Origin of the sequence: Vibrio sp. 10N.247.310.23, from assembly GCF_041467155.1 — a bacterium.
GTDB classification, from domain to species: Bacteria; Pseudomonadota; Gammaproteobacteria; order Enterobacterales; family Vibrionaceae; genus Vibrio; species Vibrio crassostreae_C.
Genome location: NZ_JBFSTZ010000041.1, coordinates 1 through 26,723, shown reverse-complemented (window position 1 = coordinate 26,723; position 26,723 = coordinate 1). Strand labels below are relative to the sequence as shown.

At 44.0% G+C, this 26,723-nt stretch carries 19 protein-coding genes and 3 pseudogenes; 12 read left to right on the top strand and 10 right to left on the bottom strand.

The features are described from left to right. The 4 genes and pseudogenes from AB6D93_RS22230 to AB6D93_RS22215 form a co-directional block, all read left to right on the top strand. Window positions 1-375, top strand: a pseudogene (locus AB6D93_RS22230) (hypothetical protein); the annotation flags it as partial. 1,159 nt (window positions 376-1,534) lie between these two features. After that, complete coding sequence (locus AB6D93_RS22225) at window positions 1,535-2,035, top strand: hypothetical protein (RefSeq protein WP_235612607.1); 501 nt, start codon at window positions 1,535-1,537, stop codon at window positions 2,033-2,035. Between the two features lie 1,380 nt (window positions 2,036-3,415). Continuing rightward, on the top strand, window positions 3,416-3,592 hold the full coding sequence (locus AB6D93_RS22220) for a hypothetical protein (RefSeq protein ID WP_164496854.1): 177 nt from the start codon (window positions 3,416-3,418) through the stop codon (window positions 3,590-3,592). A gap of 13 nt (window positions 3,593-3,605) precedes the next feature. Beyond that, entirely contained in the window at window positions 3,606-5,099 is a 1,494-nt protein-coding gene (locus tag AB6D93_RS22215) for a hypothetical protein (RefSeq protein WP_102332392.1), read from the top strand. Between the two features lie 662 nt (window positions 5,100-5,761). Here the strand turns inward: AB6D93_RS22215 and AB6D93_RS22210 are convergent. The 3 genes and pseudogenes from AB6D93_RS22210 to AB6D93_RS22200 all read right to left on the bottom strand — a co-directional run bounded on the left by AB6D93_RS22210 (window position 5,762) and on the right by AB6D93_RS22200 (window position 9,071). Beyond that, window positions 5,762-6,670, bottom strand: coding sequence for an IS5 family transposase (locus AB6D93_RS22210; protein WP_102333441.1), 909 nt, complete (start codon window positions 6,668-6,670; stop codon window positions 5,762-5,764). An 80-nt stretch (window positions 6,671-6,750) separates the two neighbouring features. Continuing rightward, window positions 6,751-6,945 (bottom strand): annotated as a pseudogene (locus tag AB6D93_RS22205) (hypothetical protein); the annotation flags it as partial. Between the two features lie 353 nt (window positions 6,946-7,298). After that, window positions 7,299-9,071, bottom strand: a complete 1,773-nt coding sequence (locus AB6D93_RS22200; RefSeq protein WP_102332382.1) for an alpha-amylase family glycosyl hydrolase — start codon at window positions 9,069-9,071, stop codon at window positions 7,299-7,301. A gap of 156 nt (window positions 9,072-9,227) precedes the next feature. On the opposite strand from AB6D93_RS22200, the gene AB6D93_RS22195 reads away from it, so the two are divergent. Further along, entirely contained in the window at window positions 9,228-9,617 is a 390-nt protein-coding gene (locus AB6D93_RS22195) for a DUF1294 domain-containing protein (RefSeq protein ID WP_017064222.1), read from the top strand. Window positions 9,618-9,672: 55 nt separating this feature from the next. On the opposite strand, the gene AB6D93_RS22190 is transcribed toward AB6D93_RS22195, so the two are convergent. Continuing rightward, the gene (locus AB6D93_RS22190) at window positions 9,673-10,257 is read right to left on the bottom strand and encodes a LysE family translocator (RefSeq protein ID WP_017064223.1); all 585 of its coding nucleotides are present in this window, start codon (window positions 10,255-10,257) and stop codon (window positions 9,673-9,675) included. 141 nt (window positions 10,258-10,398) lie between these two features. On the opposite strand from AB6D93_RS22190, the gene AB6D93_RS22185 reads away from it, so the two are divergent. Both AB6D93_RS22185 and AB6D93_RS22180 read left to right on the top strand, forming a co-directional pair. Next, entirely contained in the window at window positions 10,399-10,839 is a 441-nt protein-coding gene (locus AB6D93_RS22185) for an Lrp/AsnC family transcriptional regulator (RefSeq protein WP_102332383.1), read from the top strand. A gap of 26 nt (window positions 10,840-10,865) precedes the next feature. Then, complete coding sequence (locus AB6D93_RS22180) at window positions 10,866-11,795, top strand: LysR family transcriptional regulator (protein ID WP_102332384.1); 930 nt, start codon at window positions 10,866-10,868, stop codon at window positions 11,793-11,795. Between the two features lie 142 nt (window positions 11,796-11,937). Here AB6D93_RS22180 and AB6D93_RS22175 read toward each other — a convergent pair whose 3' ends face one another. The 5 genes from AB6D93_RS22175 to dsrO form a co-directional block, all read right to left on the bottom strand. Further along, complete coding sequence (locus AB6D93_RS22175) at window positions 11,938-12,999, bottom strand: c-type cytochrome (protein ID WP_017070612.1); 1,062 nt, start codon at window positions 12,997-12,999, stop codon at window positions 11,938-11,940. Between the two features lie 9 nt (window positions 13,000-13,008). Next, window positions 13,009-13,650: a c-type cytochrome gene (locus AB6D93_RS22170; protein WP_017064226.1), complete on the bottom strand. Its 642-nt coding sequence runs from the start codon at window positions 13,648-13,650 to the stop codon at window positions 13,009-13,011. Between the two features lie 526 nt (window positions 13,651-14,176). Next, window positions 14,177-17,269 carry a tetrathionate reductase subunit A gene (locus AB6D93_RS22165; protein ID WP_102332385.1) on the bottom strand — a complete coding sequence of 1,031 codons (3,093 nt, stop codon included), beginning with the start codon at window positions 17,267-17,269 and terminating at the stop codon, window positions 14,177-14,179. A 14-nt stretch (window positions 17,270-17,283) separates the two neighbouring features. Beyond that, window positions 17,284-18,432, bottom strand: coding sequence for an NrfD/PsrC family molybdoenzyme membrane anchor subunit (nrfD, locus tag AB6D93_RS22160; RefSeq protein ID WP_102332386.1), 1,149 nt, complete (start codon window positions 18,430-18,432; stop codon window positions 17,284-17,286). Further along, window positions 18,429-19,265 (bottom strand): sulfate reduction electron transfer complex DsrMKJOP subunit DsrO, encoded by an 837-nt coding sequence (dsrO, locus tag AB6D93_RS22155; protein WP_017086571.1) that lies wholly within the window; start codon window positions 19,263-19,265, stop codon window positions 18,429-18,431. Before dsrO ends, nrfD begins: the two co-directional genes overlap by 4 nt. 257 nt (window positions 19,266-19,522) lie before the next feature. On the opposite strand from dsrO, the gene AB6D93_RS22150 reads away from it, so the two are divergent. The 3 genes from AB6D93_RS22150 to AB6D93_RS22140 all read left to right on the top strand — a co-directional run bounded on the left by AB6D93_RS22150 (window position 19,523) and on the right by AB6D93_RS22140 (window position 23,605). Further along, window positions 19,523-21,394 carry a sensor histidine kinase gene (locus tag AB6D93_RS22150; RefSeq protein ID WP_102332387.1) on the top strand — a complete coding sequence of 624 codons (1,872 nt, stop codon included), beginning with the start codon at window positions 19,523-19,525 and terminating at the stop codon, window positions 21,392-21,394. 11 nt (window positions 21,395-21,405) lie between these two features. After that, window positions 21,406-22,008 carry a response regulator transcription factor gene (locus tag AB6D93_RS22145; RefSeq protein WP_048609831.1) on the top strand — a complete coding sequence of 201 codons (603 nt, stop codon included), beginning with the start codon at window positions 21,406-21,408 and terminating at the stop codon, window positions 22,006-22,008. A 352-nt stretch (window positions 22,009-22,360) separates the two neighbouring features. Then, entirely contained in the window at window positions 22,361-23,605 is a 1,245-nt protein-coding gene (locus AB6D93_RS22140) for a tetratricopeptide repeat protein (protein ID WP_102332388.1), read from the top strand. A 214-nt stretch (window positions 23,606-23,819) separates the two neighbouring features. On the opposite strand, the gene sstT is transcribed toward AB6D93_RS22140, so the two are convergent. Next, a complete protein-coding gene (sstT, locus tag AB6D93_RS22135; RefSeq protein WP_004732110.1) occupies window positions 23,820-25,034 on the bottom strand; it encodes a serine/threonine transporter SstT in 1,215 nt (404 codons plus the stop codon). Between the two features lie 635 nt (window positions 25,035-25,669). On the opposite strand from sstT, the gene AB6D93_RS22130 reads away from it, so the two are divergent. Together AB6D93_RS22130 and AB6D93_RS22125 are read left to right on the top strand one after the other, a co-directional pair. Continuing rightward, window positions 25,670-25,990 carry a hypothetical protein gene (locus AB6D93_RS22130; protein WP_017072398.1) on the top strand — a complete coding sequence of 107 codons (321 nt, stop codon included), beginning with the start codon at window positions 25,670-25,672 and terminating at the stop codon, window positions 25,988-25,990. Next, window positions 25,991-26,674 (top strand): annotated as a pseudogene (locus AB6D93_RS22125) (biotin/lipoyl-binding protein); the annotation flags it as partial. Window positions 26,675-26,723 lie beyond the last annotated feature (49 nt).

Here is a 26,723-nt window from a genome sequence, read left to right as displayed (position 1 = left end):
GAGTTCATTTCTCCTAAATCCTTTGCTAAAGTTATTCGGTATTTACAAAGAGCTTCTTACCTTGCAACTGAACGTATTAATGTGTGTGTGGATGCCGAAGAAGGTACAGTGAGAAGTGCCGCCTCTTATAAGCAATTCTCTGCAACGTTCTTTAAAGACTTAAAGGTTGTGAGTTTCGGTAATATTTGTGAACTTATTATTGCTTCCCGTAAACGTATGGAGCTAAAAGGTTTACGCTTTGAATGGCTGAACTTTCGATCCATTGCTTCGGGTATTCAAGAAATCTTTAATGCGACGAAATTGAACCAAACAGCCTCTTTTGTTTCAAGCTTATTTACCGCCCCCCAAAAGGCTGCACAGCTTTCCCCTCATTAAACTACTGAATGTATCCGCTTAACGGCGGAGGCTGACTCACGCCTGTTCTATAGATATCCATCAAATTAGCGGCTAAATCAATGTAAATCTAAGATTTAGCTGTCTTCTTCTGTTGTTTTTAACCTGGGAAAAGTGGGTTAAGTAGGGAAATTTCGTTTTTTTATAAAAGGTAGTGCAATAAGTTACTGATAGAAAGTAGGTCAAAAATACGGGTGTAAAGGCTACTGCGGTTATGAGAACTTCGTAGTTAAATAAATATATAAATGAATATATAGATTAATATTAGAAATTAAGGTTCATGCTGGCTGCTATATGCTTGCATGTAGAGTCAGTATGAAGCCGACAGAGCGAAGCGGCGTCAGCCCTATCACCCACGTTAGATTGATCGATCCAACTAAAAGACTAGAAGTACCTCCCATCAAAAGCATTCAATAACATCAAACCAAAAAAGAACAAAGAAAGCTTTTGACGGGCCCCACAGCCAGCACAAAATCAATAATCATAATAAGTTCAACAAAAATAGCTGGCTGCGCTGTTACTTTCTTTTGTCATACGACAGGAAGCTATCTCACATATACTCTTGATTTAGTGGAACGGCCACAAAAAGCTCAAGTATTATTCAACCAACAACGCATTACAGATTCTAGCAGGGCTAAGGCTTATTTTTTCTTAAGCATTAGTGATCGTGTCAAAGTCTTAAGTCCATTTATGACCCCTAATTTTATAGGCGTGTTATGTACAATATGTTAAATAGGCTAGTTTAGTGCAATTTTTGCAAGCTTCACTTGCAAAATCGAGGAAAGGGATAAAAATCTACCCTTTTCTTTCAATTTGCCCCCTAAAAGCATTCTGAAAGTTAATTACATAACTCCACCAAATGTTAATAGGTTGTAACTCGTTTTGGTTTCACCTGGTTTTTTGATCCTAATCCTCAAAATGATCAGTTTTCTCTAGATTAGTGATACTGACGCCGCTTCGCTCTGTCGGCTTCATACTGACTCTACATGCAAGCATATAGCAGTCAGAATGAACCATACATAAACAACATCATATTAAAATTACTGATTAATTTAACATTAAATATTGATGAAGATGTTGATTGTATAGTGGTGTAATTCTTATTACACTGGTTGGATATCCAGTGAAGTGAGGATTATTTATGAAAAAAATGTTATTTGCAGCAGGTATCTCAGTGGTGCTATTGGGTTGTACGAAAACTGCAACGATCCCACCTATTACAAATCATATTGAGATTGGAACCAAGGCAGGGGCACACAGTGTTGTTATGTTAAGTTTTAGCAATGCTAAAGCTATGCCTGAATATCAAAACTATGATGTTTACTTATATTTATCTCAATTACCGGAAAGTAAGGATTTTGAGATTTGCAATTTTGAATATGATAGTTGTGGTAGCCAGTACTCTGCCTGGCAAAATGTATTGCGTCCCGAGCAAAATGGCGTCTGGCTCAGTTATGATTTCAAGTTTCCCTTGAGTTTAACGCAAGAATACGATGTGAATTTAGCTACGATTCAAACGATAGCTAACCAGGCGTTTTTAGAATGGGATAAAGCAGAAAGTCTTTATACCAAAGATGTTTCTATTTCAGGTAAAACAGTTCAAATCGAGTCTTTAACAGCAACAGCCCATCAATTACCTTAACTATTCCACTATGTAGTATCGTAATCAGCTGATTACGATACTACCCAATGACGCGAAAGGCATAGGATTTGAGTCGGTCACATTCAAGTTGTACTCCCCCTCCGGCGCATTGACTTAAGTGTGCCGGTATTCCCCTGTTGCATCGAGCACTGGTAAACTTTTGGCAAAACTTACCAATGGTTAAGCGAAAGCTTATCACCATTATATCTATTTGTTATCAAGGATAATGGTTACACACTATCTTGTGCTACGAATTGATTTTAATATAGTAAAATCAGTTTGTTAGGGTAGTTACCTTGTACGTGTATAAAGTGATAAATTTCCAAGCTCGACTCAATTAATTCGTATTTGTTGAGTAATTTAGCCATCGATGTAGTAGAGGGGAGGACGCTCATTCCGAACTTTTAATATCAATAGCATATATGTTTGTTAGCTATCAAGGACACAGAAGTTACCTTGTATCATAGACATATATGACAGGTAGGCGTAATATGAATTTATGCTTTATTGGGGGGCTAGAAAGAGAAAAGCCCAAACATAAATGCTTGGGCTTCCTACTTCGTGCGTCTACAAGTGGAGGCTTCCGCCCGCGAATCTCATAGCTAGTGATATAAGGATAAGGAAAATTGGTTCATTCGTCAAATAATTTCAATTTAACTAATGTAGCTAAAGCGTTGTCAGAGACTCGACTCAAGACTTTCCAGGATCACTACGGTCATCCGTACTGCATTACTAGTGCGCTAAACTTGTATAGTTGGAATGGTCAAGTGTCGTCTGCGTTCATGTTACCACTACATATCTGTGAAGTGCTTATCAGAAATGCTGTTAATGATGTTCTTACGAAAATATATGGTGAGCGCTGGCCTTGGAATGAAACGTTTGAACGGTCATTGCCAAGTCGAGGACGCTATAACCCAAGAACAGATTTAATTAATGCAAGGCGCAATAATGCTACTACAGGAAAAGTTATTCCTGAGCTGAAATTTGTTTTCTGGCAAAAAATGTTTACTAGCCGGCATTCAACCCGTATTTGGGATGTAGAACTATTACACTTGTTTCCGAACGGTACAGGGCATTTAACCACAGTTTCATTGCTTTCAGATATTTATGATTCATTGGAATCAATACGCCTTGTGAGAAACAGAATTGCACACCATGAGCATCTAATTAATAGGAACCTCACATATGACTTTGAGAACATCATCAAATTATTCTCTTATCGCTGCTCTGACTCTATCAATTGGTTACATTCCATAGAGCAACTATCACCTCTATTATTAAGCAAGCCAAAGCGACATCAGATAATGCGACCTTTAGTGTATGGCAATCATTATCAGCCAGTGCTGAGGGAGATTGTTTACAGTTAACAAATGGACATATATGACGGGTAAAAATATTACAGAGTTTCAGCGTATTGCTAATGCAAAGGGCTGGAAATTTGAAGATATAGCGAAACGTTGGGGTAAGTCCGAACGCCAGTTATCACGAATAGCAAAGGCGGGTGAACAGCGTGACTTAGATGCTGTGAATGGTTTGCCGGATAAGTTAAAAAATTAAAGGAAACAAATTCGTGTGGGAAACATCTGAAGATCGGCTTAAACGCCTAATTAAAGAAGAAAAAGATCATTTATGGAAACGAGTGAATGAACTTGGAAGTGAATTAGAAAAAGCGCAGTCATCTTTATCTACATTAGAGAAGACTGCACCAGAGCATTTTTCTAAGACAGTTGGAAATCAAAGAAAAACAGCTGAAATTAAGAATAAAGCAACGACGCAGTTTGAAGCAATACAAGAGATAGTAAAGAGTGTCGAAGAGGGTAAAGAACTCGTTGAAGAGTTGAAAAAATCTATATCTTCTGCTCATGAAACGTCGATTAACCAACAGAATGAAATTAGTCAGGCTCTTGCTACAGCTGAAAGTCAAAATAGTGAATTAGCGGAAACAAAGTTAGAGTCTGAAAGCACAATTCAGGGTCTTAAAGATTTAATTGAAGAAAAAAATCTCTTGTCTCAACGAATTGAGACTGTAACAGAGCAAGTTGAAAGTTCAGAAAAATTAACAAAAACACTGAAAACACTTCTCACGAGTGCCACGAGTGAAAGAAAAGAAATTCGACAAATTTACGATGATGTTTTTGGTCATAGTTATGAAGATGAATTTGGAGAAGTTCAGCAAGTGGAGGGATTGAAGGAGCAACTTGAATCTAGTTATCAGAAAATCAAGGATGACCTTTCAATATTGTCTAACGAATTATCAAAGACTATAGATACTCAGTCTACGAAATTGGAAGAATTAGTCGATATTTTCAATGAAAAAACGGATGAAGCTATTGCTTCTGCAAATGATAAATATCAAGGGATAGTATACAAGATAGATGCTTTGTTACCGACTGCGTTAACTGCTGGTTTGTCAGGAGCTTATGTAGAAAAGATTAAAGTAGAGAAAATTCAGCTTGAAAAACACGAGAAGTCTTTCTTTATTGCGATCGTGGGCTTAATTATTTGTTCATCAATTCCACTTATGTACAGCGTCTTTCGTGTTCTATTTCAAGGGCAAGAGTTTGTAAGTGTAATAAAGGATACCCCAACGATCTTCTCACTTATGCTACCAGTTTACGCTCCAATTTTGTGGGTAGCTTACTCTTCAAACAAAAGCTATAAGCTTAGCAAGCGCCTTATCGAAGAATATACTCACAAGGAAGTCTCTAGTAAGACATTTGAAGGATTATCTACTCAAATATCCAAAATTGGTGAAGATGAATCTAGTGGTGAATTAAGGACTAGATTGTTATTCAATTTGCTTCAAGTTAATAGTGAGAATCCAGGAAAACTTATTTCTGACTATAACAATTCTGATCACCCGATAATCGATGCTATCGATAAAAGTTCTAAGTTAGCGGATGCAATTAACAAGCTTGATAATGTCCCTCTGGTTGGTAACTTGTTGAAGCATTTGAACGCAAAAGCACAAGCGAAAGTTGAGCAGAAAGCTGATGAGGCAAGGGTTGTCCTTGATGCGCATGTAGAGGGAAACTTAGCTAGCAAAGCATCTAACGACTCTTAAGAGGAAAATACATGTCAGTTTATAAAGAAAAAAGTCTCGATAAACTATCGAATCAAGAGCTTAATGACTATCAAAATTTAGTAAATCGAACGATTGGTCAACTTTCACTAGAACTTAAATCGAGCTCCCCAAGTAGAGCCAGAGATGCTCAAACTAGGCTTATTCATTGGGAGGAAAGATTGTCTAATCTTGTATCTTTTCTCAATAATCGGAAGTAAGAGGGAATATGACCAGAACGATAATTATCGCGGCAATAATCGTAGCGGCAGCAATACTAATCGCCCCTATAGCACTCCATCAGGTGAAACTAAATGAGTGCAAAGAAGCGTATTCATATCTTAATAGGCTTGGTGACAATCAAGCTACAGCTCATTGTTTCACTATTTTAAAATAAGCATGGTATGGGGTTTGAAGTCCAATGGAACGAAAACGTACGCTAAGGCCAATCATCAAAATCTGAAGGATTTTTCAGTGGCCTTAGCTGCCCCTTCATCACTTGATCTGCTAACGTAAATGAGTAGTGCCCAAGCATATTCACGTGTTTGTAACCAAGTGGTGACAACCGAGCCTCATCTTCTTCTTTTATCTCAGTATCTTGTTCTCGCAGAGGCGTTGTTGATCAAATCAGTTTGAAGGTCAACGACGCCATACTTGACTCAGCATTAGCTTCGAACAGGCATGCCTAGTCTTATGACTTTGTTAATCGCTTTGACATTCGCCAGGATTTCACCCACTTGAGCGTTATAACATCTCAAGCTCAATTTACCGCTGGTTAGTCCTTTATATCGAGACATTGCGGTCTCAGATATTGAGCGATAGTGATAACCAGACTCGGATTTCCACTTCGCTATAGTTCCGTTTTTCAGAGCCTCGACAGCTTCATTTCTGGGGTGCCCCTCTTCCCAAAACGTTGCATTCTTTCGAGGTGGTATTAACGGAGTACAGCCTTTATTTTTCAGAGTATTGTGGCAACTTTTTGTGTCATATCCTCCATCGGCAGACACAGCATCGATCTTTCTACGTAAAGGGTTGAGTAACGTTGGCAGCACTTCGCTATCACCAACATTTACTAGGCTGACCTCTGCACTAATGGTTTCATGGGTATCGACATCAACGGCTAAGTGCAGCTTGCGCCATGTTCTACGTTTTTCGGCACCGTGTTTTTTCACTTTCCACTCACCCTCGCCAAAGACTTTGAGACCAGTCGAATCAATGGCTATATGGCGAATAGCCCCTTTAGATTTATTACGGTATTTGACCTTGACTGTCTTCGAGCGTTTACTGATACAGGTGTAGTCTGGGGACGTCAGTGGAACATCCAATAACTCAAAGATAGAGTCGATAAAACCTTGAAGAGCACGCAATGGTAGTGAGAATATTCCTTTAATCATCAAGGCAGTTTCTATCGCTGTATCAGAGTACTGAAAGCCTCTACCACGCTTACCATGATGGGTTTTGCATCGCCATGCATCTACAGCTGTATCATCTATCCAGAACGTAACCGAGCCACGTTTGCACAAAGCCTTATTGTACTCCGCCCAGTTAGTTATCTTCTTTTTTGCCTTACCCATGTTGTCACCGCTCTTACCATCATAAAGGATCAGATCTCAGGACTCGAAAAAGGTTCAACTGATTTAGGCAACAACGCCTCTGCAGGGTATAAACCACTGTTGCCAGGGGCTGTACCGTTGTCGCTATCATTATCACTACCACAACCCGCGATCAAAGTAGCGGTGAAGAGCGGTAACATTGCTTTGGCCAATGTAGAGCGTTTGAAGCTCTTCTTTTTGGTATTGTTGAAGGTATTTCGTAGAGAGATAATTTTATTAATATTTATGTTGTTCACGTTTTGATATCCATATTTCACTTTTTATGAAGATGAATATCCTAGCTTTAACCAAGGTCAACTATTTGTGATGGCAATGTATAAAGTTATTTTAAATTCGTAAATATAGGAAACCTAGTGTCAATATCACGCTTTGTATTTGGTTATTGTTAAATTAATTGGATCAATGACTCATTTGCATAATATCAATAATGTAAGGCGTAGAGGCTAGGCGTAGTTAATAAGGATGAGAGCTCATCCTTATTATTGTGAGTAATATATCGAATTGAGAGAGTGTTAATTTAATGTGGAAATTAAGTTATTTATCAATTAGCTAAAAGCGAGCTGTTCGGTAATTTATATTGATAGGTATATCATCCATTTAAGGATAACACCCAAGCCAAAGACGCCAGCGGTTTCAATTCAATATTAAAACTGCCAACACTGTTCTCAATGTCGAGCACTTGTTGCGCTATGCCTTCAATATATTCATTGAGTATGTAACGACCATCAACTAATTTGAGTTTTTGGATTACATCACTTGGAATCTTTAAGTGAATATTTTCAGTGGTATGTTGGCTGAAATTAGCTGCAACAATGGTTAGCTCTTGGTGGTCAGAGCGCAGAAATGCGTAGACTGAATCACTTAAGTTACAGCACTGGTGTAAGTCTTGGTAATCACCTGTTATCGATGAGTGCTCTAGCGAAAAGTTCATTACCTTTTGATAGAAGTGACGCAGCTGCTTTTCGTTTTCGTCTAATAGCCCGCCATCGAATGCGCCGTGGTTCATCCACTTTTGGTGTTGTGGGACTCCGATGTAGTCAAATATGGAAGTTCGTGAGGGCTGTCCAAACCCTGCATTCTCCGCGCCCGGTTCGCTGACTTCTTGCCCAAAGTAGATCATGGTTGGAGAACTACTCAATAACGCGCTGACTAGCATTGCAGGCTTCGCTATATTTGGGTCACCTACAAATTCAGGAGACGCGATGCGTTGTTCATCATGGTTATCCAAGAAGTGCAGCATGTGATGTTCAATATCCATCATTTGATGTTGGATTTTGGGGATGATAGCCGTGGAAGTATTGCCTAGCATGATGTCTTTTAGACCGTCGTACAGATCTACTTTGTCATAGAGGTAGTCCATCTTGCCTAAGTGAATGTATTCACGGTACAAGTCCGGCTGATACACCTCTGCCATCAGAAAGGCATCGTGGTTTTTCATCTTTATTGATGAGTTGAGGTAGCTCCAAAACTCAACTGGCACCATTTCAGCCATGTCGTAACGGAATCCATCAATGCCTTTGTCTAACCAGAACAAGGCGATGTCTCGGAATTTAATCCAAGAGTCTGGCACATCCACGCCTTCCCAGAAGTGGTAATGGTCTAGGTGGTCACGCTGTACATAGCCTTTGGGTAGCTTAGGGAAATCTTTTGAACCGTCAGGGCGCACACCGTAATTAATCTTTACGGTTTCATACCAATCGTCGAAATTAGGTTTAGCTAAGCGTGATCCATTGCCCGTCCATTTGGCGGGCGTCTCTATAAACGGGGAGCTTAGGCTAGGGTGCTGTTCACCACCTAGCGGCGTAAAGGCGGGCTCTATGTCTGGCAATTCAAAGGTGCTGTTGGGAATATAGTAGAAGTTATTGTCTTTGTGGTATTCCAGCGTTGTGTCATCTTGAGCGCCGAAGTCACTGACACCTTCTGGGTTGTTTAAGCCTTTATAATGACGCGCAACGTGATTCGGTACGATATCGATAATCACTTTTAAACCATTGTCGTGACTTCTTTTGATGAGTGCCTCGAACTCTTCCAAACGGCGATCAGGATTCTCAGCGAGGTCTGGATTGACTGAGTAGTAATCTTTTACCGCATAAGGTGATCCTGCACGGCCTTTTACCACGCTCGGGTGGTCGTCTGAAATCCCGATGTGTTTGTAATCATTGATGATGGCGTGATGTGGCACTCCGGTATACCAAATATGAGTCATACCGAGTTTGCGGATTTCAGACAGCGCTTTGTCGGTAAAATCACTGAACTTACCGACGCCATTTTGCTCGATTGTGCCCCATGGAACATGTTGGGTGTTTTTATTGCCAAATAAACGCGTAAAAACTTGGTAGATGGCGTACTTTTGGTTGTACATATTTATAATTCCTTTAACTTCCATCATGTTATGTAGGGATGAAAGGGCTTGTTTATTCTTTGCAGGCTAACCGAATTACAATATGCCTTACTCATCCTTATCAAAATCTACAGGGCGTAATTGCTACAGTATGTGAGCTGTTGCTCAAAAGGAGTCATGTTGTCTTCATCTATTCAAATCGTTATCACTTATTTGGTTCTGGTGGCGGTGTCTGTGTTGTTTGCGGAAAGTTCTAAAGCGCTGTTGGTGTGGTATTTGGTTATCGGTTTCGTGACGTTTTTTGTGTACGCGAAGGACAAGCGAGCAGCGATCAATGGCAATTGGCGTGTGCCAGAGAAAACTCTGCATATTTTTTCTGTTGCTGGTGGCTGGCTAGGGGCGTTGATTGCTCAAGATAAGCTGCGTCATAAAACGCAGAAGCAGCCGTTCAGAGCCATATATTGGGTGACAGTGGCAGTGAATGTTGCGGCGTTTGTGTGGACGTTAACGCCGAGCGGGCAGACGATGTTTGGTCGTTGGCTTAGTGAACTTGTGGGTTATTTATAAAGAGAATAACGGTTAGCACAGGAGTACCAACCGTTAAAATACAGAAGTTATTCGACTAGAGCATCGGAATGGTCGATGCTAGAAGCAAGCCAGCCATACCGTAGTTGAAGCTTTTAATGCGGACTGGTGTTGTTAACCAGTGTTGTAGTTGCTTGCCTGCTGCCGTCCAGAAGGTCACAGAAGGCAAGTTGGCTAGCGTGAAGATACCTGCGATGATTGCAAGCTCCCACCATGAACTGCCGCTGCTATAAACTGAAATCGCAGTCAGCGCCATTGACCAACCTTTAGGGTTCACCCACTGAAAACTGGCAGCGCCGAGGAAGGTCATTGGTTTAAAAGCTTCAGTACTTTTCGCTTTGCCGCTCAATGCTATCTTGATTGCAAGGTACACGAGGTAAGCAAGGCTCAGGTATTTCAGTATTTGGTGAGTAACTGGGTACGCGTTGAAAATGCCCATTAAACCGAAGCCAACCAGCAGCAACATGGCTGCAAACCCTAGAGCAATGCCAAGCATGTGTGGAATAGTACGGGCAAAGCCAACATTTGCTCCTGATGTCATGAGCATGATGTTATTTGGACCTGGTGTGAAGGTCGAGACAAACGCAAACAAGGCAAGTGCGCTAAGTTGTTCTAAAGGCATTATGGTTCTCCAGCAGTAAAATGAACGAAGTGACTGACCGGTCATGACTTTCACGTGTTGAGAAACATAGTAGGTGGAAAGTGAGGCAATTATGTGCTTTTATTTCCTCAATTATCACTTAATGCACAATAATAAGTACTTATGGATAGATTTGACGAAAGGATATTGCAAGAGCTTAAATTGGACGGCAGAATCTCCAATATTGAGCTTTCTGAACGAATTGGTTTGTCGGCTTCAGCGACCTTAAGGCGAGTACAAGATCTCGAGCGTAAAGGGATCATTCAAGGTTACCGTGCAGTTCTGGATAATGGCCTGATGGGCGTTGGCTTTATTGCTTACGTTTTGATTGGTTTATCGAGCCACAGCAAAGCGGCTCAACTAGAGTTTGAACAGCATGTCAGTATGGAAAAAGAGGTGGTGGAGTGCCACAACATTACCGGTGCCAACGAGTACTTGCTAAGGGTAGAAACCAAAGATCTACCGGGCTATAAGAAGTTTCATGCCGATGTGCTTGGGGAATGTGCTCAGGTGCAATCTATTACGACTATGGTTGTGATGGATACCCCTAAAGACGAACGCTAGTCGAGTTTTATTTCAGGAGAGGCGCAGTGCCAAATACCAATCAGTTGTTATTGTTCTTAGATGTGGTTCAACAAGGGTCGTTTACCAAAGCGGCAACCTTGCACGATATGGACAACTCATCACTCTCTAAACAGATCAAAAAGCTCGAGCAAGATTTAGGTGTTCAGCTGCTTAACCGCTCTACACGCTCGTTTTCGTTGACGTCGGCCGGGGAAGATATTCTCGCACAAACCTATGTGCTGAAAGACACTATCAATCAGATCCAAGGAATTGCAGATTCATACCAGTCTGAACCCAAAGGTGTGCTACGAATTACTTCACCGATCTATTTTGGGCAGCAATATTTGCAACCTATCATCACTCAGTTCATGAGAAAGTACCCAGATGTTCAGATCGTACTTTCACTAGACGATAAGATCGCCAACATCATTGCAGGGCAGTTTGATATCGCGTTTCGCTTCAGTAAGCTTGTTGAATCGAATTTGATTGCGAAGAAGATTGCCGACAGTAATTTCATGTTGGTCGCGTCAAACGATTTTGTGAAGCAGCACGGTGAACCGAAAACGCCACAAGATCTACTCGCTCTACCTGCGGTGATTTATACCAATGGTGATATGACGGTCGACCATCTGCGCATTGGTGAAGAGCCGGGAGGTAATACCTTCCAGAGCCTAACGATTCGTGGCAACTATAAGGTGAGTGATGTTCGTACTATGGTGTCTTGTGTGAAAGATGGTCTAGGTTATGGCTTCCTTGATCAATCAAACCTGTATGCCTCAATGAAAGAACTTGGCTTGGTCACTTTACTGCCGGATTATCCGATCTCTACGATTGATACCGCAATCTACGCTGTCTATCCGCACCGTAAGCAAACCAAACTAGTCAAAGAATTCATCACTACGGTTCAAGACTATATTGGCTCTCCGACCATTTGGGAAAAGATGCAGCAAGATTAGCTGAATCTCTAATCGTTCAAACATAAAAAAGGAGCCAGAACGTCGAACGATCTGGCTCCTTTTTATTCCTCCGGCTATAGCTGATTTACAATGTAAAGCTTAGCTATATCTGGCGTGAATGGCTCATATTCACTAATACCTATTAATGCTCATGAATCACTTCTTTACCACTCGGATAAGCTTTGGTACCTAGTACATGACCATCAACTTCTTTGCCATAGTAACCTTGGTGATTGTGGTAGCGCTTAGCATTGCTAGCAACATCACCCTTGTATCGAGGATCTTGTGGGCGTTCATGACTATTCACAAATGCAGCCACATCCCATGCATCTTGAATCGAAAGTTGCTGGCTCTTTCCAAGCGGCATGTTTTCATAGATGAAATAGGCAGCGGTGTTCACCCGGTGCATACCCGCGCCCCAGTTATACGCGTTTTCGCCCCACAATGGTGGAAAGTATGAACGTCCGTCAGCCCCTTTAATACCTTCACCATTTTGACCATGACAGGTTTGGCAGTTGGTTTGGTAAACCTTTTCACCACGCGCTATCGATGGCTCTTGTTCAGGATTATCAATCTTAGGATAGCCACGCCCTGCCAACTTACTGCGGCCATCGATTGGGTATTTGCTTAACAGCTCTTCAGGGAGAGGGAAGCTTTCCGCTTTACCACCGACTTGTAAGTCGGCATCGCTAATCTCAGGAACGGGTGTATCTTGCATGCCGTTCTTGTCTAAGATGCCGCCCATCGCCAGCCAGTATGAATACGCCGTTAGTGCGACCATCTCTTTTGAACCCTCAGCCGGTGGCAGACCATTCATTGAGTAGGTGAAGCAACCTTGGATACGTTCTGCGTAGCTGTTTACCTTGTCATTCTTAGAACGATACGCAGGGTAGGCCATGTACGCACCCCAAAGAGGGGCAGCGTTAGGCTTCATGCCCGCTTGCATGTGGCAGTTGACACAGTTTTGTTCATTGCCGACGAACGTACCACGCATCTGTTGTGAATCGACAAACAGGGAATAGCCCAGTTTTACTTTGTCACCAAATTCCCCATCAGGAATATCTACCAAGTCGCGTGGCACCAGATATTTATTATCTTGTGGTTTTTCAACGGCGGGCAGTTCGGTTTGACGATCGGGCAACTCACCTTCGGCATAAGCGATTCCAGAGGCAAGGGTTGCGGTAATTAGAAGTAATGTTTTCATGCGAGCCCTTTAGTATCGGAAAGAGGCGAAGTAGTAAGACAGGTTTTTGATCTCATCGTCGGTTAACTTGCCCGCGATATTACCCATCATGTTCAAATCATCACCCTTACGAGTGCCATTTTTCCAAGCGTTGAGCTGAGTTTGAATGTAGTCGGCATGCTGGCTTGCTAGGCGCGGGAATTTGTCCACGCCCATACCGCTTGGCCCATGACAGGTTGCACAGGCTGGAATGTTTCTATCCCAATCGCCTTGGAATACAAGTTTACGATAGGGGTTATCGATATCAGCCTGTGAGCCGCGCTGCTCTAAATCGGTAAATTCGTATGAAGGTAGTGATGCAAAGTATTCTGCGACCTCACGACGAACAGCGGGATCAGATACACCGTCAGCCATTCCCTTCATGATCGCGCTTTGACGCTCACCACTTGAGAACAGAACCAGTTGATGTTCTAGATAGTCAGCATTGAGCCCTGCAAGCATAGGGGCAATGTTGGGCATGCCTTTACCGTCGGCTTGATGGCAGCCGCTACAAGTTTCTGCGGCTTCTGGCATTGGATTGGGTGCTGCTTGTGCAAAAGCGGATAAAGAAAGGCTTCCTAGAGCAGCGATGCAAAGCGTTAGAGTTTGAGTTTTAATTGTCAGCTTAGTCATGAGGCGTCGCTATTGGTTGTAATGCACGCATTTTCGACATAATTGGTTGTTCGCGCTATTGTGGATTTCCACATTAATTCACTTGGAACTTGAGGTGAGTCTCACATTAATAACCTCAGTTACCATAATGGTATTGATGTAAACTTCTATAGGTTGATCCAACTGCCGTTTATGAAATGCAAGGGAACTGCCATGTTCGCCTCGGTATAACTGCTTGTTAAGGCTCTTTTATGGCACCGATTGTATAAGCATAGCTGCTTTATGGATGCGGGCTAAAAAAGTTGTGGTGAAATGAAGATTACCTAATGGCTTTGGGTTGATTACTCTATCTAGAGCGGATGCTTTATCTAGATTGGGTACTTTATGTAGATTGGACGTTTATCCAAATAGCCTGCTTTTCTAGATCAAGGGGACGAAAAAGCAGAGCAACCTCGAATGACGAAGTTGCCCTGTTGTGTTCTCATCTGCAAATCAGATAAGGAAGTGTTTTGAATGAGTGATTAAGTTATAGCTTGCTGAGTTTAAGCTAGACCTTGTAGATCTTAGCCGGAAGCGCTTGCCTTGCTGCTGCCCCCACAACCCAATCCAACATGACGCCTTTGCCTTCTCTCGTCGGGTCGATCAAGCCTATATCATTAATGTTAACGCCATCGTTCGACTTCATCTTCACCGGTTGTTGTGTATTACCGATCCAGTGCGCACGCTCACCGAGTTCTTTATGACCAAAGCCGTGTTCAAAGCCTAATGTGCCCGGTTTGATGCCATCAATCACCATCGCCAACGCATGTGTGGTTGAGCTCGGTGTTTCAATAGCAAACACGTCACCGGTTTTGATACCCACAGAAGAGGCGTCTTGCGGGTGGATGTAAACAGGGTTTACTCCTTTGATCGACTCTAAGCGTGGTGATAAGTTAGACACCGCACTGTGAATGTTGGATTTAAAGTTGGTTAGGGTGAACGGCCACTCTTTTGCTGGGAACTGCTCTGCTAGTGGCGTTCCGTCCGCGAGTTTTTGTGGATACCATGTAGGGCAACCCATGTATTGCTCGCCACTGATGGTGTTGCGAGAAGTACCGAGCTTTTCATTCCAGATAGCCAATGGTTTGGTCCATTTGTACTTCATGGTTTCATTGGTATACGCATTGGTTGCGTCTTCAAAACGGCCGCCACGCGCAAAGATATACGCTACTTTGAGCATCTCTTCAGGCTTGAGCGTTTTGTTCATCACAGGGACTAGGCGTTCTAGACCAGACCAAACAATATCTTCCGCATCGACATTCGGCACGCCACCTTTTACGAACGCTAAGTTAGCAGCCGAGCGCAGGTAGAAGTCTTCAGCGCTATGAATACCGTGCCAGTTACCTTGATTGTCTTTGATTACGTTGTCGCCGAAGCCACCTAACCCCAGTGTTTTCGCCAGATCAATAAAGAAGTTCTCTAGGTTAATGGCGCGCCCGTCTTGAGTGCGTGAGGTTTTAGGCTCAACAATCGGCCAGCGAGCGGTGATCGCTTTGGTCGCGACGCCATGCCACGGGGTTGCCATGCCCCAGCTTTCGTAGGTCACCGTGTCTGGCACTAGGTAATCCGATAACGCTGTGGTCTCATTGATGAAGGCATCGATAGAGATGATCAAGCCAAGCTGTTTTGGATCCTTAAGCTTTTCACCCAACAAGTTATCTAACCCCGGAACACCATAAAGTGGGTTCGCCATGTGGTTGATCCATGCCTTTGCACGGTAAGGGTAACCGTCAATCGCAGCTGATAAGTGCTCAGTTAAAAGCGGAGCTGATATTGGGTACCACGGCGCGCGGGTCGGGTAAGGTGACTCGCCTGCGGCAACGCGACGTTTGTATTCGCTAGTTTTTTGATACGGGAACTTGCTGCGGGACAAGAATACACCTTGAGGCTTAGTCTTACCTTTAAACTTGGTAAAGTCGTAACGTGGACCAGCAACCGAAGTCGGGTAGCCGCCCGCTTTCGCCATCGCACCGCCTTTCGCGTTGATGTTACCGATCAGCGCGTTCAGCATCAGAATAGAGAACGAGTTGTAGAAGCCGTTGGTGTGCATGTTTCCACCGTGAGTATCCACGACTGCTTTTGTACCGTAACTGGTGAAGCGTTTTGCCAGTGCAATAATCTGGTCTTGTGGGATCTCACACTGCTCACTGTAGTAAGCAAGGTCGTATTTGAAGGCTTCTTCTTTCAATCTTTGCAGAGAAGATTTAACGCGAACAGTCTGACCATCGATTTCTACATCTTGATCGACGAACAGAGCCGCTTCATTCACCTGAATATGCGATGATAATAGTGAAGTTGTCACATTGAGTGCGATGAATCCGTCATCGTCAGACATCGGTTCGCCTGTTTCTAGCAACCCTATATCCGATGCACGAAGCATACGCCCATTTTGTGGGTGCGACTCGTCACTGATCACAAGGTGAGATGCATTACACCAGTGTGTGGTGCCTGCTTTTTGCATCGCTTGTGCGCTTGGGCGAGACAAGAAGTCGTGATTGTATCGTTGGTTTTCGATGATCCATTGGATCATGCCAAGAACTAATGCTGAATCGGTGCCCGGTTTGATCGGTAGCCAGTTATTGCGATCGCCCGCCGCAAGGCTTGACGATCCTGCCGGAAGGCTTGGTGTCACTATGGTGTAGCTGAGTTTTCCGTTGGTACGAGCCTCAGCCAATTGTCTTGCTTGACGCTTGAACGGGTTACCCGCTTGAGCCGGAGACATACCGATGAAAAGAATGAACTCTGCGTTGTTGAAATCTGGTTTTAAGTGCGAGAACTTGTCTAGATCGTTCATGATCGCACCTGAACCCGCACGGAACGCGTAACCACAGTAAGAGCCGTGGTGACCAAAGTTGCGTGTGCCGTAGCTGTTAAATGCAAAGCGCTTCAAGATGTCGTCACGGCCTTCATTACCGGCATTGGTCACAAGCAGTTGGTTGGCTTTTGGTCCGTATTCAGGGTTGTTTGGATCGAGTGGTGTTTCGATGTCACGAATCGATCGTAAGCCCTCAACTTTACCTTCACCGAATAAGTCACCACCCTCGGTGATCTCAGAGATAAGTTGTTCGTAGCTGATCGGCTCCCACTTGCCTTCACCTCGTTTACCAACACGTTTTAACGGTTGAGTGATTCGGTATGGGCTGTTTTGAATCTCCAACATGCCGTTACCACGGGCACAGGCTGTCGAGCGGTTATTGATGCCTGACTCACCAGACAAGCCAATGTAGGCGTCTTTTACCGGTGTTTTGAACGGGATCTGCTGATCACTTGATAGTGGGTGATACGGATTACCTGAGATACGCAAGATCTCGTCATTGCGATTATCGATACGTACACGCAAGCCACACAGTGTCCAGCAACCAAAACACATTGATGGTGCAACGCGTTGGTTTGGATTCGGCGAGATCTTACCTTGCTCATCAACACTGTATTCCGTCTCTAGCGAATTACCGTGATGGATGTGGTTGGTTTTCTTACCCGCGGTGCCATCGATAGCACCGTGAACCATGTGTTTTGTGGTTGTCGCATAACCTGCAGCAAAAGCTCCAGCACCACCGGCAGCAAGGCCTGTTTTCAAAAATTGACGACGTTTGTTATCCATGATGATTCCTCAGACTACAAGCTATGTGAGCGGTTAAGTGGTGAAGGTGTATTTTGGTTTGGCTTCGATGTTGTCTTTGGTGCAGAACCAGTTGTTCGTGTAGAACCAGTAGACACGATCTCAGAGGCGAACAACGCAAGTGCTAACCAAAGACCACACATACCAACAATGCCGAGTAATCCTGCGCTACCCATCGGCAGTTCATAAGGGAATGGGCCAACATCGAAACGTGGAATGGTTTGAACTTCCATCATGGTGACCCAACGTACCGCCCATGCAGAAACTATGGTCGCAAGCGCAACACAGATAATTCCTAGCTTACTTTGCGATAGGCGTTGTAGGGGGAGAACCAAGATCATGCACAGCAAAATGCTGGTGGTCATGATGCCTAAGTTGATTCCCCAAGCGTTGTTCTCATAGAGATTGATGTGACCATGGTTAGATGCCCAAATCGACGTAAGAATGATGGCAAGGCCACCTGTCAAGGTAATGGTTCTTTGTATCAGAGCTAGGTCTGTTGGTTTTAAGCTTGGTTTGCTTGAAGGCAGCAGAGCCCAAATCAACAGCGTTAAACCCGTTGCAGCAAAGAATGCAGTCGTGAACCAAAGCAGTGGAGAAGCCGGTTGATGCCAAAGCGGTCGGCTCGCCAAAATTGCAATCTCGGCACCTGTGTAAAGCGCGATACTTAAGCTAGAGACAGCAGTGACAGCGGCTAGAGCAATCATCAGTTTGTTCGATAATTGCCACTGGCCCAGTGTCAGCCAAGCCAAACGTTTTAGAAGTGGGTTTTCACTTTCCTTAAGCTGTGCGATGTCGTCACGCAGGTAAACCCAAGCCGTCGCGATAGCCAGACCAGAGAATAGAGGTAGAAACAAAGAGCCTAATGACATCCATGACCAAGGCGTGATGTGGGCGTAGAAGTGCCAAGCACGTCCCGGTTGGTGCAAATCACCGGTTAATGCTAATGGCCCAACAATCGCGCCGATGGCCATCACAAGTACAAGGGCAGAACGGAATTGATGGCTGGTTGAGTTTTTGAATATCAGTGCAATCAAAAACAGAATAGCCGCCGCATAAGCCGAACCGATGTAGAAGAAATATTGAACCGCCCACGGTAGCCAAGCGATCTCTTGAGCGGGAACTAACACCTCAGTGATATTCATGCTGTCTCTCCTTGTTTGCCTTGTGTCGCGATTGCCAATTCTTGTTTGCTAGAGGATGAGTTATCGATGGCGGCTGGATCATAAATCGCAGGTTGGCCTTCAATGTGGCTAACGAATCGCTCGTTCATGCCGATATAGAAAACATGGGGGTTGGTATTCTGCTCAGGCTTAAGCACCTTGATGTCGTCTTGGTTTTCATTAAGCAGACGGTTGATCTCGCTGTTTGGGTCTTTGAGGTCACCAATGACACGCGCACCACCAACACAGGTTTCTACACAGGCGGGCAGTAAGCCATCTTCAAGGCGGTGTGCGCAGAAGGTGCATTTGTCTGCGGTAAGGGTGTCGTTATTAATGAAACGAGCATCGTAAGGACAAGCTTGAACGCAGTAAGCACAGGCTACGCAGCGTTCATTGTCGACCATCACGATGCCATCTTCACGCTGGAAGGTCGCTTGAACAGGACAAACCTTGATGCAGGGGGCGTTGTCACAGTGATTACATAGGCGAGGTAACATGAATGATTTCACGTCTTGTTGAGCCGTCGAACCATCATCAAGGGAGACTTCATACTGTTTTACGGTGGTTCTGAACTGGCCAATTGGTGCTTGGTTTTCAACGCTACAGCCAACAGTGCACGCCTGACAGCCAACGCACTTACGTAAATCAATCGCCATGGCGTAGCGTTTACCTATTTCGCCTTTGCGGTCAGGTTGGTTGTTATTGCGAATGGCTGTGCTTGCGACTGCGGTGTTGATTCCGGCAATGGGAATGAGCGCAGCACCAGCGGAAACCTTGCCGAATTGGCTGAGAAACCGTCTTTTCAATGAGTCCATAGAGGTACCTATAAATGGGTATTCGATCTGTTAGGCTCATTGTCAGTTTTTGACCGTTCACGGGGTATTGTGGATTTCCACATACCCAGATCAAAGTTGATCTAGAACAAATGTGGTTTTACCAATCTAGCTGTTATGCTTTGTTTTAGAGGCTTATTTAGGGCGCTCAAGCATGAGCTAAGCGCGAAACACGCCGCTGACATAAAATGAATCGAGAATAAATTGAATAAACAGTCCGTTTGGAGAAAGAGATTTCAGTGACAGTCAGAAACCTAATATCAATCGTTGGCCTTTGTTGGTTGAGCCTAATCGCAGGCGCGTGTTTAGCGGCTCAATCGGAGCAAGAGATTGCAACGACAAGCACTGTTGAGTCTGAGCAAATCATAGAGGTTGGCGTGTTGGCGACTCGAGGTAAGCTTTCCGCTCAGCAGCGTTGGCAGCCGACAATGGATTGGCTGTCGGAGCGCATTCCCGGAAAATACTTTGTTCTCAAGCCTTTCAACTTGGAAGAGATGGCCGAAGCGGTAAAAGATGTCACTGTTGATTTTGTCATCACCAACCCCGGTCAGGCGGTTCGATTAGGACGCCAGTATGCGCTTTCTTGGATGGCAACCATGACCAGTCATAACTTTGAAGCTCAAGGCACCAGTAATACACGTAGCATTGGTTCTGCCTTGGTGGTGAGAAGAATGTCGCCTTATATCTCTCTCGAACAACTTAGCGGTAAGCCGATTGCGGCAGTATCTGAAAATGCTTTTGGTGGTTACCTCACTATGCGTTACCAAGTGATGCAACAAGGGCTTAATCCCAACCACTTTTTCTCTAACACCCAATTTTTAGGTTTCCCGATCGACGCAAGCTTGTATCAACTGCGTGAAGGGCACATTGAAGCGGCTGTCGTACCAAGCTGTTTAGTTGAGAGCATGATCAGCGAAGGTTTGCTGGTGGCGGGTCAATATCGTGTTATCGAGAATCAAGCACCAGAAGGGTTCCGATGTCAGGTGTCTACACCGTTGTATCCTAACTGGTCGTTTGCCAAAACAGAGCGGGCTTCTTCGGCACTGGCCAAACAGATGAGTCAGGTGTTATTTGCGATGCCAAAAAGCAGTGCGCCAGCCGTTGCAGCGAATGCATCGGGCTGGACGTCACCGACAAGCCTACTGTCGATCGACAAGCTATACCAACAACTCGACATGCATCCACTGCAACAACCTTGGTGGAAAGAAGCGTTAATCTGGCTCAAGTACAATCAACAGTGGGCATGGGCGTTCTTTATTCTTGTCGTGTCGCTGAATGCTTACCACTTCTGGTTGGAATACAAATTCAGTCGCAGCAAAAAGCAACTAGAAGCGACGCTGTACAAGCTGAAAAGTAAGAGTGAACAGCTAGAGCACTCACAACGTATCGCGGTAGTTGGTGAACTAGGAAGTAGCTTGGCACACGAGATTAATCAGCCTCTGGCAGCCATTAGGAATTATAGCGAAGGTGGTTTACTGCGGATTTCGAAGAACAAACCGCTGACTGACATAGAGCCTGTATTTGAGAAGATCCAGTCGCAAGTGGACCGTGCTGATGCGATTATCCAACGCTTAAGAAACATGATCAAAAAGCGCTCATCAGATAAATCTCAAATTGATATAGAAGCGCTTCTTACAGATACCATCGAGCTACTGCAATTTCGATTACATAAACACAAGATAACCATTGAACGTTATGTTGTGGGTACACCTATCAAGCTACATGTTGACCCTGTCGGACTGCAGCAGGTGGTTGTAAATTTGATCAACAATGCGACTGATGCGTGTAATGCTCAGATGCATCGCGAACAAAGCGCTACGTCTGATATTGGTAACAAAAACAACGAACCATCGACAATTAAAGTGATTACCGAGTATCAACCGGATAAAATAATGTTGTCGATTATCGATAACGGCACCGGTTTAGATTTCACTGAACAAGAAGTGACTCAAGCCTTTGTGAGCAGCAAAGAAAATGGCTTGGGGCTTGGGCTCGCGATTTGCCAAGATGTTATTGAAGATCACAGTGGTCAAATGACGATCACGTCACTCACCCCACATGGATGTCATGTTGCGGTGACACTGCCTTTCTCTCTTTCAAATGATTCATAAGGAATCTTGTTATGTCTGAACTTCATCAAAGGCTTCCTGTCTATGTGGTTGATGACGATGAGTCGATGCGCGATTCGTTGGTGTTCTTATTAGAAGAGCATGATTTCACTGTGTCAGCTTTTGAAGATGGCCCCAGTTTTTTAGACTCAGTGGACTTGAGTGCGCCGGGTTGTGTGGTTTTAGACAGCCGAATGCCAGAGATGAGAGGGCAGCAAGTTCATGAGTTGATGGTAAAAGCGCAGAGCCCACTGTCGGTGATTTACCTGACGGGGCACGGTGATGTGCCAATGGCGGTTGAAGCCTTACAAGCCGGCGCGGTGAATTTCTTTCAAAAGCCAGTTAAAGGCAATGAGTTAGCTGAGGCGATCAAGCAAGGTTTGGACGCTTCAGAAAAGCACTTACACATGAATGTGTATCGCCAAGCGTACGCGTCGTTAACCGAGCGTGAGATAGACATCCTCAAACAAATTATCGACGGTAAGCGTAACCAGAAAATAGCCGATGAATTGTGCATTGCCATGAGAACAGTGGAAGTACACCGAGCAAGCTTGATGAAGAAATTCTCAGCGAAGACGGTTGCCGAGTTGGCTTACATATACGGTCAATTGACCTAGGTATAGAGCTATTCCTGTAAGAGAGTTGTACGGCAGTTGCACGAAATTGTTGATGGGAAAAACATCAATTTCGTCACCAAGCTTTAGGACTTTCCTGATGAAAGGCAGCCTTCATAATTTATCTATATTGAAGCAAGATCACATCGTCTATGGACTGCATACGGATTGAACCTCCTAGGCTTCTTATCGCAATGTAATCCTGAGATACTGAACTAAGTTCATTTTAAGGCGGAACGTGCCAGTAACTGCACTTTTCCCTGTAATTCGAAACATAACATTCACTATGGGTAGAACACACTCTCAACGTCGAGTCTTGTATCTGCCGAGTTAGGTTAAATATTTTATGAGTACAATGGGAATCGCAATTGGTGCGACGGCTCTTTCGTTAATACTTGTCGCCGTGTGGCTGATCTCTTTATCGCTAAGAAAGCAGCGCTTGGAACAAGAACGTAAGGCTCGTGCTGTCGCTTACCGAAAAGCGATTGAAAAAGCGCGCATACAAGAGCAAAAAGAGCGTCACTTCAAAGCCGAAACCGGTCATGTACCGTCGATTCTGTATTTGGCAAAAGAAGCTGAACGTAACAATATAAAGGAAGCTCTGTATTGGTACGACAAAGCGGCGCAACTCGATAATATCAATGGCATGTACGGCATTGTGCGCCTAAGCATGAAGCGTAAAGAAGACCTCATTTTAAGAGAGAAAGCCAACTTTTGGCAGCTAGCAATCTCTGCTTTAGACAATGACGTATCGGCGAAATTCGAGATGGGCAAAGCGCTCGTCTTTGGTCGTGGAACCGATAAGAACATCCCTAAGGGTTATACCTATATTGAAGAGTCTGCGGCTGGTGGTAATACCGAAGCGATGCTGTTTATCGGTGACTGGTGTCTAGATAAAGAGAATCCAGATTACTCGGCTGAAAGCTCTGTCGAGTGGTACCAAAAGGCCGCTGAAAAAAACAACCTAGACGGCAAGATCAAACTGGGTATGAGCTATTTGAACGGTGTTGGTGTTGAACCGAATCACGGCGAAGCGGTGTACTGGTTTGAAACTGCCGCAGAAAAGAACAGTGCAGAAGCCATGTTTAGAGCTGGCGAAGCTTGGATTGACCATGGTGAACACGGCAACGCGATTGCTTATATCTGGCTATTTTTGTCTGCTCATTTTGGCTACTCAGAAGCGAAGCATTTGCGGGATAAAGTTGGTGGTGAACTGGGTGTCGATGCCGTCGTGGGCTTACAAGCTCTGACTAAGCCGATCATGACTAAGTTGACTCAAGAAGCGATCACTAAGCATTCAATCATTAAAGCGCTCAATAAGCTCTACAAGCGCAATATACCGATCCCTAAGAAAGTGAAAGAAGCGTCCGATGAAGAAGGCGAAGAGTTAAATGTCGATGGTAGTCATTTAGAGACCAAAGCGTCGAGTGAGCAAGGTGCTAACGTCGATTACAGCCAGCAGGCGACGCCAAACCATGATAGCGGTGCTGCGAATCAAGGGTCACCCAGCGATCAAGCAACGCATAACAAAGAAGCAAGCCCTAACTCTCTAGACTTCAGTCAGGCAGCAGTGGATCCAAGCTGGAAAAGCAACCACTAAAACGTGTTGGTTAGCTTTGATGAGTTAGACAAGAATGACTGAAGCTATAAATCTATAAATCTATAAAGCTATAAATCTATATAGCTCCTAGCCGTAATCTAGAAAACCAAGACAACAAAAAAGGGAAGCGAATGCTTCCCTTTTTATTTGTGTGCTATTTGCTTTTAGAGCTTAGAGCTTAGAGCTTAGAGCTAAAGCCTAATACCAAGAGCTGTTAAGCTTTGTTTTGCTCAGCTTTACATACAGCCGCAGTGAACACGACGTCAGTTGAGCTGTTAAGCGCTGTTTCAGCAGAATCTTGAATCACACCAATGATGAAACCAACCGCTACAACCTGCATCGCTACATCGTTTGAGATACCGAATAGGCCACAAGCTAGAGGAATCAGTAGCAGTGAACCACCGGCAACGCCTGATGCGCCACATGCTGAAATTGCAGCAACAAGGCTTAGTAGAATCGCAGTGAAGATATCAATCTCAATACCCATTGTGTGTACAGCTGCAAGCGTTAACACAGTGATGGTGATTGCAGCACCCGCCATGTTGATGGTTGCGCCTAGAGGGATTGATACAGAGTAAGTATCTTCATCTAGCTCTAGCTTCTTACAAAGGTTCATGTTCACTGGGATGTTTGCAGCGCTTGAACGAGTGAAGAATGCCGTTACACCAGATTCACGAATACATTGCAGTACAAGTGGGTATGGGTTCTGTTTTGTCTTTACAAAGACAAGCAGTGGGTTAACGACAAGAGCAATGATCAGCATTGAGCTTAGTAGAACCGCTAGCAGTTGACCGTAGCTTGCTAGTGCATCGAAGCCCGTTGTTGCGAATGTAGTCGAAACAAGGCCGAAGATACCGAATGGCGCAAGACGAATAATGAAGCGAACAATGTGTGAAACACTGTGGCTAAGGTCTTCGAAAACCGCTTTGGTTGTTGCAGATGCGTGGTGCAGTGCAAGACCAAGACCGATTGCCCAAGCAAGAATACCGATGTAGTTCGCGTTCATTAGTGCGCTAACTGGGTTATCTACAAGCTTGAATAGAAGCGTATGAAGAACTTCTGCAATACCTTGAGGAGGGTTAGCACCTTCAGCGCCAGCAACCAGTGTCAAAGTGGTTGGGAACATGAAGCTCAGTACTACAGCAGTCAGTGCTGCAGAGAACGTACCAATCAGGTAAAGCACAATGATTGGACGCATATGAGTATGCTGACCTTTCTTTTGGTTTGCGATAGAAGCTGCAACAAGAATGAATACTAAAATTGGGGCAACAGCTTTCAGAGCACCAACAAACAGACTACCTAATAGGCCTGCATCTTGAGCTGCTGAAGGAGAAACCATGGCGAGAACGACACCGAAAACAATACCAGCAAGGATCTGTAGAACGAGATTTCCACGAGCGATGCGGGCGAGCATGTTGTGATTTTGCATAAAATACCTGCAATTGTTAATTTATTATAGTGATGTATTTTTTATAAAGTTGTACCAAATCCAACTATACACTAGTGGAATGGGCGGTCATATTAGCGGGATCTAAGAGGGTGTCTAGGAATAGTTTACTTTTAGGGTGATTGTTTGCGCTGCGTGGTGTTTTTAGAGCTAAATGTTAAATTTTTGTGCTTTTGTTGAGGTATAAGTCTGCTGAATAATGTTCCATTGGCTTAATGTTCTAGTATTTATGGTGTGTAAACCATTACTGATAAAAACATTGTGTTCGGAAATAGCTGCCTAAACTTGTATAGGTAAAAAAGCCACTTCAACAGACATCATAGACATCACCTACTTTGCTTAATCTACGTTGGTGCATGACTTGCCATGTTTTGTCGTTATCTAATCTTTCTATCGGCATTCCCACCTACTTAAGCAGCGTTAGCTGTGAATCTCATCAGCTCTCCTTAATAGCGTCAGGCTACTGAACTTAATACCTTGCTACTTTGATATATCGCACACCTTATCTGGTGATTTATATCATCATGTTATTTTATATGACGTAATTTATCTAAAATTTCCGTTGTAAGTGGGTGGCATATATCCTGTGTTGGTCTTAATTTACAAGAGTATGAGCAATGAGTTTAATCAGTATCCCTTATGTAGAGACCTCTGCAGATACCGTTTTACATATAGCAGCCGCTATCGTGCTGATCAGCACCATAGCGGCTGGCCTGTTCGGTTTTTGGAAGCTTCACGAGATCCCTATTCAAAAGGCTCATAAGACTGACCACCATCAGATAGGGTTGATTACCGCGCTCACTTGGATTGGCTTCATTTGGCACTGGGTGTGGGTGCTCGCCATTATCATTGCGTTTGTAGATTTTGAAAAAGCCATTATCCGACTGCGTGATTTATGGAATTCTCCGGCTCAAGTTAATCAATCAGAGGATGTCTAAATGTTAGAAGGTTTAGCGGTTTGGTGTTTGTTCATCTATTTATTAAGACTTGTTGGCATGCCTTGGAACACAGGGACTAAAGCATTCGCTTATCTAGGAGGCAGTGGTTGGTTGTTATTTGTGTGGGTAGGATTAATTAACTATACACCAATGGATTTGTCGGGAGGCTCTGTGGTGCAGTCTCCTCACATTCAGCTTCGCCCAACCTCAACCAATGTCTCGGGCAAGGTCGACCAGATTTATATCACCCCGAACCAACGCATTGAGAAAGGGCAGTTAATCTATGAGATTGAAAACGAGCCTTATCAAATTGTTTATGAACAAGCGAAGATTTCGCGCGACTCGGCAAACGTAGCGGTTAGCACTGCGGCTGAAGAAGTAAAAATCGCTGAATCCAGCTATCAGGCAGCGTTACATGATTTTGAAATGACACAAAGTGAGCTTTCAGCTGCTCAGTCAAATAGAGACTTACAGAAAAGAACGTTGAAGCGTTATCTTGAACAAAACCGAGTCGTGCGTAATACGATCACTGAAAGCATGATTGATAACCAGCAAACGGTCGCCGATTCTGCTGTGTACACTGTGGCCAAGCTTGAGTCACAGCTGAGCAAAAAGAAATCTGATGTAGAGAAAGCCAAGCTACAAATAACCAAAGCGGAACTCTCGGTTGAATCCCGTCAGGCTTTGTTTCCTAATTGGATCTCAGATAGAAACGGCCAGTATGGGTGATTAT